Annotated in this window: 16 protein-coding genes and 1 tRNA gene; 4 read left to right on the top strand and 13 right to left on the bottom strand. The window is 61.8% G+C overall.

Features of this window, described 5'->3' with window-relative positions; genetic code table 11:
- Window positions 1–3 precede the first annotated feature (3 nt).
- Window positions 4–408 carry a hypothetical protein gene (locus R3E77_02430; protein ID MEZ5498266.1) on the bottom strand — a complete coding sequence of 135 codons (405 nt, stop codon included), beginning with the start codon at window positions 406–408 and terminating at the stop codon, window positions 4–6.
- 227 nt (window positions 409–635) lie between these two features.
- Here R3E77_02430 and R3E77_02425 point away from each other — a divergent pair, with 227 nt between their 5' ends.
- The 3 genes from R3E77_02425 (at window position 636) to R3E77_02415 (ending at window position 2000) form a co-directional block, all read left to right on the top strand.
- On the top strand, window positions 636–1142 hold the full coding sequence (locus R3E77_02425) for a hypothetical protein (GenBank protein ID MEZ5498265.1): 507 nt from the start codon (window positions 636–638) through the stop codon (window positions 1140–1142).
- 178 nt (window positions 1143–1320) lie between these two features.
- Window positions 1321–1569 (top strand): hypothetical protein, encoded by a 249-nt coding sequence (locus R3E77_02420; GenBank protein MEZ5498264.1) that lies wholly within the window; start codon window positions 1321–1323, stop codon window positions 1567–1569.
- Window positions 1566–2000 (top strand): TA system VapC family ribonuclease toxin, encoded by a 435-nt coding sequence (locus R3E77_02415; GenBank protein MEZ5498263.1) that lies wholly within the window; start codon window positions 1566–1568, stop codon window positions 1998–2000. The genes R3E77_02420 and R3E77_02415 overlap by 4 nt, the downstream gene beginning before the upstream one ends.
- A 31-nt stretch (window positions 2001–2031) precedes the next feature.
- Here the strand turns inward: R3E77_02415 and R3E77_02410 are convergent, their stop codons facing one another.
- Both R3E77_02410 and R3E77_02405 read right to left on the bottom strand, forming a co-directional pair.
- Window positions 2032–2766: an aspartate/glutamate racemase family protein gene (locus R3E77_02410; GenBank protein ID MEZ5498262.1), complete on the bottom strand. Its 735-nt coding sequence runs from the start codon at window positions 2764–2766 to the stop codon at window positions 2032–2034.
- Between the two features lie 185 nt (window positions 2767–2951).
- Entirely contained in the window at window positions 2952–4532 is a 1581-nt protein-coding gene (locus R3E77_02405) for a hypothetical protein (GenBank protein ID MEZ5498261.1), read from the bottom strand.
- Window positions 4533–5072: 540 nt separating this feature from the next.
- Between R3E77_02405 and R3E77_02400 the strand changes: the two genes are divergently transcribed.
- Window positions 5073–6190, top strand: a protein-coding gene (locus R3E77_02400) for an IS3 family transposase (GenBank protein ID MEZ5498260.1) whose coding sequence is annotated in 2 segments (ribosomal slippage) — window positions 5073–5334 and window positions 5334–6190 — 1119 coding nt in all. Because the reading frame shifts where the segments join, the coding sequence is not laid out codon by codon here.
- 69 nt (window positions 6191–6259) lie between these two features.
- Here the strand turns inward: R3E77_02400 and R3E77_02395 are convergent.
- From R3E77_02395 to R3E77_02350, 10 genes are all read right to left on the bottom strand, one after another.
- Window positions 6260–6787 (bottom strand): hypothetical protein, encoded by a 528-nt coding sequence (locus tag R3E77_02395; protein MEZ5498259.1) that lies wholly within the window; start codon window positions 6785–6787, stop codon window positions 6260–6262.
- A 90-nt stretch (window positions 6788–6877) separates the two neighbouring features.
- A tRNA-Phe gene (locus R3E77_02390) sits at window positions 6878–6953 on the bottom strand.
- Between the two features lie 139 nt (window positions 6954–7092).
- On the bottom strand, window positions 7093–7401 hold the full coding sequence (locus tag R3E77_02385) for an RNA-binding protein (protein MEZ5498258.1): 309 nt from the start codon (window positions 7399–7401) through the stop codon (window positions 7093–7095).
- A gap of 247 nt (window positions 7402–7648) precedes the next feature.
- Window positions 7649–7918 carry an oxidative damage protection protein gene (locus R3E77_02380; GenBank protein MEZ5498257.1) on the bottom strand — a complete coding sequence of 90 codons (270 nt, stop codon included), beginning with the start codon at window positions 7916–7918 and terminating at the stop codon, window positions 7649–7651.
- A gap of 9 nt (window positions 7919–7927) precedes the next feature.
- Window positions 7928–9010: an A/G-specific adenine glycosylase gene (gene mutY / locus R3E77_02375; protein ID MEZ5498256.1), complete on the bottom strand. Its 1083-nt coding sequence runs from the start codon at window positions 9008–9010 to the stop codon at window positions 7928–7930.
- Complete coding sequence (locus R3E77_02370) at window positions 9007–10335, bottom strand: AsmA family protein (GenBank protein ID MEZ5498255.1); 1329 nt, start codon at window positions 10333–10335, stop codon at window positions 9007–9009. Before R3E77_02370 ends, mutY begins: the two co-directional genes overlap by 4 nt.
- Before the next feature lie 59 nt (window positions 10336–10394).
- A complete protein-coding gene (locus R3E77_02365) occupies window positions 10395–11297 on the bottom strand; it encodes a DUF4097 family beta strand repeat-containing protein (GenBank protein ID MEZ5498254.1) in 903 nt (300 codons plus the stop codon).
- Window positions 11298–11300: 3 nt separating this feature from the next.
- Complete coding sequence (locus tag R3E77_02360) at window positions 11301–11816, bottom strand: hypothetical protein (GenBank protein ID MEZ5498253.1); 516 nt, start codon at window positions 11814–11816, stop codon at window positions 11301–11303.
- Window positions 11813–12388 carry an RNA polymerase sigma factor gene (locus R3E77_02355; protein MEZ5498252.1) on the bottom strand — a complete coding sequence of 192 codons (576 nt, stop codon included), beginning with the start codon at window positions 12386–12388 and terminating at the stop codon, window positions 11813–11815. The genes R3E77_02360 and R3E77_02355 overlap by 4 nt, the downstream gene beginning before the upstream one ends.
- Before the next feature lie 66 nt (window positions 12389–12454).
- Window positions 12455–13102, bottom strand: coding sequence for a response regulator transcription factor (locus tag R3E77_02350; protein ID MEZ5498251.1), 648 nt, complete (start codon window positions 13100–13102; stop codon window positions 12455–12457).
- Window positions 13103–13159 lie beyond the last annotated feature (57 nt).

Raw genomic sequence — 13159 nt, 5'->3', positions numbered from 1 at the left:
GAGCTAACCAATCTCACAGTCCCCAGGTTCGACGCGGTAAATGCGAGCCGCATTGCCCCCGAAAATTGCCAATCGGGATTTCTCGTCAAGATGCTTCAGCGCTCGTGAATAGGCCTCAAATGGATCGGCGTGGGCAATGATGGCGGCAGCCAATCGAATCGGTGCTGCGGCAAATTTCTCACCGAGCGCCGCCGCGAAGCGCGTCTCACCGACCGACTGCAGCTCGGCCCGTACAGTCTGGTCATAGTGCGTATTGCATTCGGCGAAGACGGTCGCGCACAGATGACGTGTCAGCGGCGCGACATCGGCAAGATAGTGGTCAGGTGAATAGTCGTCGAGCCCGTATTCGGATTTCGCGAAACAGAAATGTTGATGGGCATCGATGATCATGGATGCGAGTCCAGACACGAACGTTGGCTCCAGGTTCCGTGGAATGGCCCACGCTCTACTTTGGACGTCATCCCGCAAGAAAGTATTTCGCGCGGAATAAGTTGATGCTGGCGAGCTTTACGCAATCGGTAAGTGTGTCACCCGCTCCTCGGACTCGAAACGAATGGCTCCCGACTCATCGCCAACTTTCAGGCAGACTGCGGTACGATGTAGCCGTAAGATCCGAAGCCTGTTCGGAGACTGAAATGAGCAACAATGTCCGAATCGCGCTGATACTTGTCCAATTTGTTTTCATTACGGCTTGCGGCGCCGCTTGGCCACCTGAGAGCCCGCGATCAGAACCACTGAAGGATTTCGGTGGCCGCCTCAAGAGCGAAGAGATCGGGTACATCTACGAGTCCGCCGAAGCTCAAGCTGCAGCCGGCGGGTCGAGCAAGGGATCCAGTAACTGGGGATTCGTGTACCACGAAGGCGACTTCACCCTCGGCTTTAATCCCTTCGATGGCAGCTCCGCCCAGCCGGGCTATTACGACAGTCAAGTCGAGGTGGTCTACTTCGACGATAAAATAGCCCAATTGCGGCTCGATCCCGACAAGGGGGACAAGTTGCTGTTGATCAATGACATGTTCAACCAGGTGCCCAGCATTGTCGTTTCCGGCGCTCGACTGCGTGTCGGTCGCACAGTTTACGAGTTGCGGGACGACGGTTGGTGGGTCGACGGCAAACTCGTTCACGCGTTCAGCAAGAAGTAAGCTCGTTCCCGCGTCGGTCCGAAGGAACGGATGCCGATCTGGATCATTAACGCGAGGATGCCGGCAACCTGTGTTTGCGGATCGCTCGTAAACGTCGCTGGCGGGTGGCGGCATGACCGGTTCCCCGATGCGGCTGCATGCGTAGGCATCATGATGCTTACTCGCTACCATTGCGATCATGCGCACGACCCTTACGCTGGATGACGATGTCGCTAGCCGCCTGCAGGCCGAGGCGCGTCGCAGCGGTCGACCATTCGGGGTCGTCGTGAATGAGTATCTGCGCGCTGGTTTGGCGCAGCGCCGGGCCGTGCAGGATGCGGCGCCATTTCGGGTGAGGGCCACCAATCTCGGCGGACCCGTGCGCGGCCACTCCTATGATGACATCGGGGCGTTGCTGGATGAGGTCGAGGGTGCGGCGCATCGTTGAAGCTACTTGACGCCAACATTCTGCTGTACGCCTACGACAGCGGCTCCACTCATAACCGCACCTGCCGCCAGTGGCTCGAGGACGTACTCAACGAACAGGAGACAGTGGCGATTTCCTGGCAGACGATCCTCGCGTTCGTGCGCATAGCGACCAACCCCAGGGCCACGCGACGACCGCTCACCGGCTCGGCCGCCTGTGACATCGTCGACACGTGGCTCGTCCGGCCCAACGTCACGACACTCGCGCCGGGCAATCATTTCTGGGCTCTCTTCCGCAATCAGGTCGATGAGGCCCGGATCACGGGTCCCTTGATCACGGATGCGGCACTCGCCGCCCTAGCGATCGAATGCGGTGCCGTGCTGTGCTCAACCGACCGTGATTTTCGACGCTTCAACGATCTGCGAATCCTTGATCCGCTGGACGATCCCTAGCGCCGGCGCTTGCCTTGCTCCCGGCGCTTTTTCATCCGACTGTTTCCTTCGCGCGACCAGAGTCCGGCGTCGATCCTGGTTCAAGCGCCAGATCCAAAGCGGCGGCGCAATGGATCAATGTCGTGTCGAATACGGGCAAATCCACGTTACCCTGGTTCAGCAACATGCCGACCTCTGTGCACCCCAGTATCAGACCGTCCGCTCCGGATTCTGCGAGACGCTTCGCGATTGCGATGTAGGTGGCGGTGCTCTCGCGAGTGGTCATGCCCCGACAGAGTTCTTCGTAAATGACACGGTGTGTTTCCTCCTGATCTGCAACATTCGGCAAAACCGGATGCAGGCCGGCCGCAGCCAGTCTTTCGGTGTAGAACGACTGCTGCATCGTGAATGCAGTTGCCATGAGCCCAGGCCGCCGCAGTCCACGTCTGGCTATCGCGTCTGCTGTTGCGTCTGCGATGTGAATAAAGGGCAGTCCGACACCCGCCATCGTTTCCTTTGCCAATTTGTGCATCGTATTGGTAGCGAGAATAACGAGCCCGGCCCCGCCACGTTCGAGCGCCTTTGCCGCATCGTTCAGTATCGACCCCGCGCTGGCCCAGTCGCCCTCAGTTTGCAGCGCTTCGATACGAGCGAAGTCCAGTGAGCGAATGAGAAGTTCCGGAGAATGCAGGCCCCCAAGTCGCGATTGCGTCAATCTGCAGAGCTCACGGTAGTAGATCTGCGTCGAAACAGCGGACATGCCGCCCAGAATTCCTATCGTCTTCACTTGGTGCCTTCGGAGTCTGCATTCAGTCTAGCCGACCTGCTCGAACCAACACCAGTTCCACCCAGGGGACAATTTCCGGGAATTGTTGCAGGCGTCGTTGGTATTGGGCTGAGGCGTCGGCTGCCTAGGACCACGTGTGGAGTGCGGCCATGCCAGTGAAACGGCCGGGCGTCTGTGTCCGCGGGTTACGTGACGGTCACGAGAAACACGGAATCCGTGGTATGGACGATATAGGCCACTGATCCGTTAGCCAAAAATACCGGGGCTGTGCCTAGATTCTCGTAGCTTCGACAGTCCTTGTTGTCGATGACGACACGCCACTTGTCGTCGCTCGATGCAATGTACACGAGATGTTTTCCAGCCGGACTGAACAGGAGAGGCATTGAACTGATGTGTTGGTATTCGGCGCTTTCCTTGCCATCCAGAACAACAACTTCCTTTGAGCCTTTCTGGGCCTTGTATGCGACGTGTCTGGAATCCGGGCTGAATGCCGCGGACGCGACTCCGTCGTACTCCATACCCGGTTTGCCGTCGACGAGCGCTTGTAATTTGCTCGGGTTCGAGCCCAGAGCCGCCACCCATCGTTGCGAGTCCGGGCTGTAAACCGGCCCCGGCCCAATGAGAACATAGGCACCTTCTTCGGCGCTGTCGCGGATCAGCTTCCACGTACGGTCCGCCATCGCGTAGAACGCGACGTGCTGGCCGTCGGGGCTCATGATCATGGCCCGGGCTGAGGCATAGCGATCCAGCGGCTTTCCGTCCACAACTGGAATCCATTCCGACCCCTTCTGTGCCAGATAGTAGTAGTGTGAGTCATCGCGGCTGAAATGCATGCCGTCTTTCTGAAATGCGTCGTAGGCAGCGGCCTCGGGGACCTGATCGAGCACCATACGCATGGCGCCGCCAATCCTTGCAACGTAAGCAACGTGACGTCCCTGCGGACTGAAGTTGAACGCGCTGAGCGCTTCGACGCTTGGACCTTCCTTGCCGTCCACCACTGCTACGAGTTTGCCGTCGTGCTGCGCCGAGTAAGCGGAACGCTTTCCGTCATTGCTCAACGTCAACGACGCGACCGCATCGTACTCCTTTCCGGCCACACCATTGACCACCACCAACTGCCCGGAATCACTACGGACGCTATAGGCAAAGCCTTTCCCGTTCTCGGAAAGCACTGACCCAATGTAGCTCTGCGTTTCCTGCACGGCACCATTGAATGCGTGCTTCCACTTGCCTTTTCCGTAAGTGAAGAAACTCCAACCTGAGGCATGGCTTGAAACATTCAGGCTTTCCAGAACCAACCATTCCCCGCTCGACAGCCGATCCGTACCAAGGACAACGACGTCTGATGTCTCGTCCCCATATTGCCGACCTTGCCACGATCGGCCGTTTCCAAGGTCCTGAAAGGTAATGATTCCGTCGTATTCCGCCGAGAACACGACACCTCGATCGGGCGTGACGATTCTAAGAGAGGCGCCTTTGGTGTCGGCGAACAAGTAGGCGATGGCTGTGCTGTCCGCACTTGTGCGCGTCTTCCACAAGTGTTTTCCGGGAAGCGAGAACAACAGCGTTTGTTGTTCGGCTCCGGTCAGATCGGAATCAACGACCTGTGTCTCTGGTTCATCCGTGCCTTGCACAATGCCGCTCTTGTTCTTGTCGCATGCGCAAAGCAGAGCTGACCCGACAAGCGCCACGACAAAACAGCGGGATCCGCCAACGAATGGTCGTGCGATTGCGAGGTCGGCGGGAATGCGAAGGGTATCGTTCATCGAATACTCCCTGAAATCGCGCGGCGCGAAGTGAAGAATAGGCGCCCTTTCATGCCAATTCCAGCCGCGCACGGGGACGTCGTCGCTTCGGCAATTCGCCCGGCACTGTCCGGCGCCGCCTGTTTCGTCCAGTACTGTCTCGCCTGATCCCACAACGCCAGCGCCCGGCTGCATTGCCCCTGCGCGGCCTCAACACGTGCGAGGCCCACCCACGCCTTTGCCCGCTCGGGAGAATCCTGCGTTTGCAGTGTCGCTGATAGCTCCAGTGCTTCGTCCAGCATTGGCCAAGAACCTTGCCGCTCTGGCTATTCGTATGAAGATTGCCTTCGGTCCGGATCAATGTTAGCTGAGTTTTCCATATCCCGTTCCGGCCTTTCTTTTGCGATTGAAGAATGAGCTGCAGACGCGCAACCTCTTACCGACGCGGCGCTGGGAATCGCATTGACCTGAGTCCCGACTTTGAGGTCGATTTGGAACTGGACTAAAGTGGCTTCGGAAGTCCTCCGGAAGTGGCGCCAGGCGCCCGAGGAGAAGGGGACCATGAAGCGAAGCAAACACTCGGACGAGCAGATTGCGTACGCGTTGAGGCAAGCGGAGTCTGGCACGGCGGTGGGCGACGTCTGTCGGCAGCTGGGGATCAGCGAGGCGACGTTCTATGTCTGGAAGAAGAAGTACGCAGGCCTGGGATCGACGGAGCTGCGCGAGCTGCGGATCCTGCGCGAGGAGAACGGCAAGCTCAAGCGGCTGGTGGCCGACCTGACGCTCGACAAGCATATCCTGGGAGAGATCATCCGAAAAAAAGCTTGAGGCCGGCGCGCAAGCGCGAGCTCGTGGAGTGGATTCAGACCGCTTATGGGGCGAGTCTGACGCGGGCGTGCCGGCTGACGCAGATCTCGCGATCCCTGTGTGGTTATCGCAGTCGATTGCCATCGCAGGAGCCGTTGCGGCGTCGTATGCGAGAAGTGGCGCAGGCGCGGCCCCGGTTCGGCTATCGGCGGGTACACGTGATGCTCCGCCGAGAAGGTTGGGCGGTGAACATGAAGCGGATCCGGCGTCTTTACCGGCTCGAAGGGCTGCAACTGCGTCACAAGCTCAGGAGACGCAAGCATGCCAGTCAGCACCGCGGCATACCGCCGGCGGCCAGTCGGGCACATGAACGCTGGAGCATGGATTTTGTCCACGACGCATTGCATGACGGCAGGGCGTTTCGGGTGCTGACCGTGGTTGACCAGTGGAGTCGCTGGAGTCCGATCCTGGAGGTGGCTCAAAGTCTGTCTGGTCAGAGCGTCGCCGACGCCCTCGATCGTGCCATTGCATGCCACGGCAAGCCGCGGACGATCACCGTGGACAATGGCACGGAGTTCACGTCACGAGCGCTGGACGAATGGGCATACCGAAGCGGCGTGACACTCGACTTCATCCGGCCCGGAAAGCCTACGGAGAACGGATTCATCGAAGCATTCAACGGCAAGCTGCGCGACGAATGCCTGAACGCGAACCAGTTCTTGTCGATCGACGATGCGAGGAGCAAGATTGAAGCGTGGCGTATCGATTATAACGTGCATCGACCACACAGCTCGCTGGGTCAGCTGACGCCCAGGGAGTACCTGAACCGGTCAGCGAGAGAGGGCCAAGAAGCTGCATTTTTCCAGCTTTGAACGGACCCAAGACGGGACCAATCTCAAGTTAACCGCGGACTCCAGACCCTAACGGGACTAAACAGGGTGTCAGGTCGGCGATGCATCGATGTAGTCGGCAGCAAACTGCTCCGTATATCGGCAGAGATAGCCCTTGATGAGATTCGTCGTGAAATCGCTGATGTTGTCCTTGCCTACCCCCTCTTTTACTAAACAGAGCTTTTCCAGGTGGCTGCTCTGAGTGATTTGCTCTTCACCAAAGTCAGAGAAGATCGTGTGCAAGTATTGATGGAGCGCATTAGCAAATTTTCGCCCAAGACCGGACCCGCTGTTCCCGACTTTGCTATAGCCAAGCCAAGTCTGCTTAACTTCGGGGAACCGATACCATTGATGCAATAGTCCCTTCGCAATCCCGCTCTCGGTCGAAACATCCCGCAGGAATCGAACATAGCGAATGATCTCCGAGTGGAGGGCCTGATACTCATCCTTATCGCTGTTGAACAGTAGGAAAGGGTCGATAAAGACGGGAAGGTCATTGATCAGCGACACGTTGAATGCGCCATAGGCATCAAGGTCCACGGGGTCAACGTTGAAATAGTCGCTGAAGTAGATCTTCACGAAGCGGCCATTTGGGGCGACTCGGCTCCAAAATTCCTATAACCGTAGGTCGGCCGTGAAAGCGTGTCAACGCTAACTACTTGTTTTAAATGGTGGCCAGGGACGGAATCGAACCATCGACACGCGGATTTTCAGTCCGCTGCTCTACCAACTGAGCTACCTGGCCAACGAGGGAATCCCGCGAGACGAGGAATATTACAGCCGCAGGGTTTTACAGCGTCAACCCGGACGGGATGACGAGTGCGGCATCGAAAGGCCGATGGCGGATCCGGCCTGGGCCGGACCCGCCACCGACTCAATTGCCGTTAGCGGCGCGGCCCGCCGCCGCCGCGGTAGCCACCGCCACCGCCGCCGCCCGGACGCGGACCACGGGCGCGTTCCTGCGCTTCGTTTACACGCAGCGCGCGACCGTTGAAGTCCTTGCCATTCAACGCTTCCATGGCGCGCTGGGCATCGCCCTGGGGCATTTCGACGAAACCGAATCCGCGTGGGCGGCCGGTCTCACGATCGTTGATCAGAGCAACCGAGTCGACCGTGCCGTGTTGTGCAAACAACGTGCGGACAGAGTTTTCGTCGGCAGAAAATGGGAGATTTCCCACATAAAGCTTCGTCATCAGAGTACCTATCAAAGAAACGGCCGCGAGGCCGCAGACAAAACGGCTAAACCCTGCAGACACGACAATGCGTCACGCACAGGTCAGGCCACCTGGTTCGGGAACGTTCGGAGTTTCAGACCAGCCGGAAAAGCGCGCCCAGGAAGGGCTATGGAGGGCCAATACATACAAACAGAATGGTCACGAGCCGGGGGGCGATCATACGCCCCTGAAAACAAAAAGCGAGAAAATTCGTCGGGGAGAAACCCTATTTCCGTTGCGTCGGCGCAACGTAGGCCTCCGGCGTCGCCGAGCCCTCCCCGAAAAAGAACTTTTCCATCTCCTTCTCGAGGAACTGTCGCGCCTTGGGGTCGATGGGCGTTAGCCGATACTCATTAATGAGCATGGTCTGGTGGTCAACCCAGCGACCCCAGCCTTCGCGCGAGACGGACTCGAAAATGCGCTTGCCCAGCGGCCCGGGATAAGGCGGCCGATCGAGGCCGGGCGCTTCGCGCTTCAGGAGGACGCACTGAACCATGGCGCAAGGCTAAGTCGGCTGGACCATCGGCGCAAGCCAGTCGAGCAGTTGCGCCACCGGCGCCGGCAGCCCCACCCGCGCCGCGGCGCGACTGTCGTACCACATCAGTCCCGCGCCATCAGCCACCGCGGAGATGCCGCGACAACGCATCACCAGCGGCACGATGGTCAAATCGAAATGCGTGAATGCATGTTTGAGCGGCGCGGGCGATGCCAACGATTCATCGGCATCCACCAGGGTTGCAGCGGCATAGGCGCGCGCCGCACTCGCTGTGTGAAATTCCGGCGGACTCCACAGCCCACCCCAGATGCCCGTGGCCGGTCGCTGCTCGAGGAGCACCGCGCCGTTGCGATCGACGGCGAGCAGCATGACGGCTTCGCGCGCGCCCCGTTGCGCACGGCGCCGTGGCCGCGGCAGGCGATGTTGTTGTCCGAGCGCGCGTGCACGGCAGCCCTCGGCAAGCGGACATAGCGCGCACAACGGACGCGATCGGACACACAGCGTCGCGCCGAGATCCATGATGCCCTGCGTGTAGGCGACGAGATCCTGCGCAGGCGTCACCTGCTCGCTCAACTCCCACAGCCGGCGCTCCGCCGCTGCCGTGCCCGGAACGAGATCGACGGCGAAATAGCGACTCAGCACGCGCTTGACGTTGCCATCCAGGATCGCGGCGCGCTGGCTGCCCGCCAGGGCGACGATGGCCGCGGCCGTCGAGCGGCCGATACCCGGCAATTGCGCGAGGACCGCGGGATCGAGCGGTATCACGCCGTCGTGTTCATCGCGGATGCGGATTGCGCACGCGTGAAGATTGCGCGCACGCGTGTAGTAACCGAGGCCCGACCACAGGTGCAGCACTTCGTCGAGCGGCGCGTCGGCGAGTGCCACCACGCCAGGGAAGCGGCGCATGAAACGATTGAAATAATCGATGACGGTCGCGACCTGGGTCTGCTGCAGCATGATCTCCGAAACCCACACGCGATAGGCGGAACGCGGCTGTTGCCAGGGCAGGTCGTGCCGGCCCGACTGCTCGTGCCACTGCGTGACTCGCTCAGCGAAGCCTGACGGGTCGGCAGCCATGACCGCTGCGCTCAATCGCTGGCGCCGTCCGTGTGATCGGCAGCGCGCGATTCGATGTCGATGACCACATCCTGCATCGTCACATCGAAAAGCTGCGCATGGTCGAGCCGGATGCGCCCCGTGATGCCGAGTTTCGCCAGCGCCGCCGTCGGAAATTCAAACGGCTCGCTGTCGGTGTCGCCGGGCGCCATGTAGCCGGTGAGATCGATCTTGTCGCCGCGCAGATCGAGTTCGAGTGGCGCGCCCTCGGCCGCCGCGCGGCGCAGCGTGCCGGCGAAGCGCGTCGCGTCGAGCTCGACATTGAGCGGTGCGACATCAAGACCCTTGCCATCCTGGCGCAGCTGGGCGCGCATGGCGAAATGCGCCAAGGCGGTGTCGCTGCGCATCGCCGGCAGCTCAACGCCGGCGCGGCCGAGCACATCGCGCAGCGACAGCGGCGCGAGTTGCAGGTTGGCATTGACGGCCAAGCTCCCATCCTGCATGCCGCCGCTCAGCTTGCCCCAGGCGCTCGCGTCGGCCAGCCGGACCGTCCACTCGGGCACGGCGAGCGCCAGCGGCTCGGTCACGACTGTCATCTCCGTTACATCGAGCTGCAGTGGCAGCATGCCATCGGCGAATCGATCGGCCTCGAAGGCGATCGCGGCCGCCAGCTGAGAGACCTTGATCGTGCGGCCGGTCTTCTCGACGTTGCCGTGCAGCGCCACACGCGTGCGGTCCACCGACTGTGGCCGCGGCGCCTCGACCACAGCCTTCAGGTCGATGTCGAACGGCCGGGCCTCTTCGTAAGCACCCATATCGAGGTCGAGCCCGGACAGTTCCGCGCCTGACTCGCTGCGCTCATCCCACCAGGTGACGCGGCCGTTGCGAATGGCGATGCCGCCTAGCGAAAAAGGCGTTGCCTGCGTCGGCGTCGTTTGCGTCGGCGCCTCGGGCTTCGGGTGAGCTTCGAGCGCTTCCCAATTGCCGCGGCCGCTGGCATCGCGCCGCAGATTCAGGAGCGCGCCGTCGATGTCGATGCGATCGAGCTCGATGCGGCCGCGCAGCAGGGGCCAGAGCCGCGCCGCGATGCGCGCGCGCTCCCAGGCGAGGATCGGCGGACTATCGGGATGTTGAGGGTCGGACAGCTGCGCGCGTTCGGTGCGCAGCGCCAGCCAGGGGAGAAAATCGAGCTTGATATCGCCATCGAGATCGAGGCGCTGTCCCGTCTGGGTCGCCACCAGGCGCACGATGTGATCCTTGAAGCGGTTGGCATCGAGGAAGGACCCCGCGACGATGAGCGCGAGGATCGCCAGAGTCGCAAGCGTTGCGAGTGCTATGCCCAGCCACTTGAGAATGCGCACGACGGTACCGGTGGATACTCCCCGTGCGCATTCTAACCTCTCCTAGCGCCTCGCCGCTCCTAGCGGTGGCACAGCTCAATATCGCCGCTCATGGTCTTGGCCTGCACCTCGACCGCGCCATTGCCGGTGGTCTCGTGCAGTGTCTCGCCAGGGCCGTGGCTGCGGCGGCTGGTTGCTTTCAAGCCGAAGCAGTTGTCGATGTCGCCGCTGAACGTCTTCGCATCGATATCGAGCCCATCGCCGTCGATCGCGAGCTCGACATCGCCACTGACCGAAGCGGCTTCGACTTCGCCCTTGCCGCGCATGGTGGCATCCACATTGACATCGCCGGAGGTGGTGCGCGCCCGGACTGACACCGCGCTCGCGAGTTTCGCCTGGATGTCACCCGAGACCGACACGATCTCGAGATCACCGGCGCCGCTGTCGACCTGCACGTCGCCACTCGTGGCGCTGACACTGAGCTTGGGCACCGTGCCGCCACCGTGAGCACGGATATCGCCACTGACGCTCTTCAATTCCGCTTCCGCACTGGCGAGTTCCGCGACGATGTCGCCGCTGACGCTCTTCAATTGCTGTTCGCCGCGAATGCCCTGCGAGCGGATGTCGGCGCTCACCGCATTGACCTCGAGCCGGCTGCCTGGGGGAATCGCGACCTCGAGCCAGGCGTCGGTGTAGCGGTGCTCGTTGTTCGGCACGTCGACCCGCACATAGACGCGATTGCCGTCGCGCTCGACCTCCAGGTCGCGCACATTCGCGCCGAGGCGTGCCTTCACGCGCACCTCGTCGTCACTGCCGGCATTCACTTTCACCTCGCCGGCCACGTTGCTGACGATCACCGTGCCGCCGGCATCGGCATCCACGCGTTTCTCAACCTGGCGCCGTGCGTTGTTGTCCGCGGCGATGGCCGGGGTGCACAAGGTGGCGAGCACGACGGCAGCCGCCGATATTGTCTTGACATTCATCGATCAGATCTCCTGTTTCGCAAGTGCCGATTCCTGCACGGTGGCAAGAATCTGCATCTCGTCCTGGTAAGCATCGAGCAACAATTCCTGCAGCAGCGCGTTGGCCGGCTCACGGCCGAGCGCGCGCTGCAAATCCTCTATCGAGCGCTGGATGGTGCGCAGGCTCGCGCCCACCATGTCCTGGGTGGCCGGCGGCAGTTCCGCCAGGCGCTTGCCGAGATCGGCGAGCAGCGCCGTGCGCGTGCGCCGGTAGTCGGCATCCTGCACGCTGACCGGCAACAGGCCCGCCGACTGTGCTGTCGCGCCGGGCACGGGCGCGGATGACTGCAGCGTGCGCCCGGCCAGGATGCCAACGCCGATGAGTGCCACGCCGGCCGCGAGCGCCGCAGGCAGCTGCCACCGCGGGCGACGCGCGGCTGGCGCGGCGCCGAGCCGTGCCTCGACCTCGGGCCAGAGATCGCGTCGGGGATCGATTTCCTGTTCCAGCGCTTCGAGTCGTGTCAGTCCCTGGCGATTCATGTCATGTCCTCACGATCTTGCAGTCGTTCGCGCAGCAGGGCGCGGCCCCGATGCAGCTGCGCTTTGCAGGTGCCGACCGCGATGCCGAGCATGGATGCCGTCTCGGCATGCGAGTAGCCGTAGATACCGCTCAGGACCAGCACCGAGCGCAGGCCGTCGGGCAGGTCCGCGATCTGCCGCTCGAGTTCGCGGGCTTCGACGGGCGTATCGAGCTGCCAGGGTTCGTCCAGTTCGCTGAAATCCGCAACGGGCACTTCGACCGCGTACATCGGCCGGCGGCGCCGCTCGAGCACGACGTTCACCGCGATCCGGTGCAACCAGCTTCGAAGCGCGCTGCGCCCTTCGAAGCGATCGAGCGCACGCCAGGCGCGAACGAAGGTTTCCTGCGTGCAGTCCTCCGCCGTGTGTGGCTGGCCTGTCATGCGCAGGCACAGACCGTGCACCACGGCGACATGCTCGCGATAGATCGCTTCGAATGCTGCGGTGTCGCCGCGCCGGCCCCGGCTCAGGCCGTCGCCGCCAACGGGGGATGATTCTTTTTTGAAATCAACCAGTTGTGCTTCGACGCCCACGGCCGCTCCCGGATCCTACCTGCAGTTAGATGCAGGGTAGCGCGGGAAGGTTGCCGTCCGGTCGGGCTAGATCTGCATCGCGCCTTGCGGCGTCGAGTAGCAACTCACGGCGAACTGCATCAATTGTGAGTTCGTATCGAGCCTGAGCTTGCGCTTGATGCTCTGGCGGTGAGACTCGACGGTCTTCACGGACAGGCCCAGGTCGACGGCAATCTGCCGCGAGCTGACGCCGCGACCGACCATGCCGAGCACCTGCAGTTCGCGATTGGACAGACGCTGCAGCGGACTCTCGGCATCGAGTGCACGCAGGTCGCGCACCGCCGGGCGGCGATGCTGGCGCATGATTTCGCTCAGATAGATCTCGCCGCTCAACACGCAGCGCAAGGCACCGAGCAGCTCGCCCGAAGCAGCCTGCTTCATGATGTAGCCGCTTGCGCCCTGGGCGATGAGGCGCTCTGCATAGATGGACTCTTCGTGCATCGACAGCACGAGGATCGGCAGCTGGGTGTCGCGCTGGCGAATGTCGCGCACCAGTTCCATGCCATCGCCATGCTCGAGCGAGAGATCGACGATCATGGCATCCGGGCGCATGCGCTCGAATGCCGCCAGGGCTTCTTCCTTGTTGGGCGCTTCGGCGCAGACTTCGAAATCCGCTTCGGCGTTGAGCAGGTGGCGCAGCCCCTGGCGAACAATGGGGTGATCGTCGACGATCATGATGCGACGACGCGTGGGGACCGAACTAGATGCCTGGAATTCCATTGAACTGCCGCC

This window comes from Steroidobacteraceae bacterium (genome assembly GCA_041395505.1).
Taxonomy (GTDB): Bacteria; Pseudomonadota; Gammaproteobacteria; order Steroidobacterales; family Steroidobacteraceae; genus JAWLAG01.
Note: the sequence above shows the minus strand (reverse complement) of the source record. Positions and strands in the feature narration are given on the sequence as shown.

Bases quoted from the DNA above. Each gene is read 5' to 3' on its own strand.
- R3E77_02425 (MEZ5498265.1), top strand. From the start codon at position 636: ATGAGCAACAATGTCCGAATCGCGCTGATACTTGTCCAATTTGTTTTC.
- R3E77_02420 (MEZ5498264.1), top strand. From the start codon at position 1,321: ATGCGCACGACCCTTACGCTGGATGACGATGTCGCTAGCCGCCTGCAG.
- R3E77_02405 (MEZ5498261.1), bottom strand. From the start codon at position 4,532: ATGAACGATACCCTTCGCATTCCCGCCGACCTCGCAATCGCACGACCA.
- R3E77_02385 (MEZ5498258.1), bottom strand. From the start codon at position 7,401: ATGACGAAGCTTTATGTGGGAAATCTCCCATTTTCTGCCGACGAAAAC.
- R3E77_02380 (MEZ5498257.1), bottom strand. From the start codon at position 7,918: ATGGTTCAGTGCGTCCTCCTGAAGCGCGAAGCGCCCGGCCTCGATCGG.
- R3E77_02365 (MEZ5498254.1), bottom strand. From the start codon at position 11,297: ATGAATGTCAAGACAATATCGGCGGCTGCCGTCGTGCTCGCCACCTTG.
- R3E77_02360 (MEZ5498253.1), bottom strand. From the start codon at position 11,816: ATGAATCGCCAGGGACTGACACGACTCGAAGCGCTGGAACAGGAAATC.
- R3E77_02350 (MEZ5498251.1), bottom strand. From the start codon at position 13,102: ATGATCGTCGACGATCACCCCATTGTTCGCCAGGGGCTGCGCCACCTG.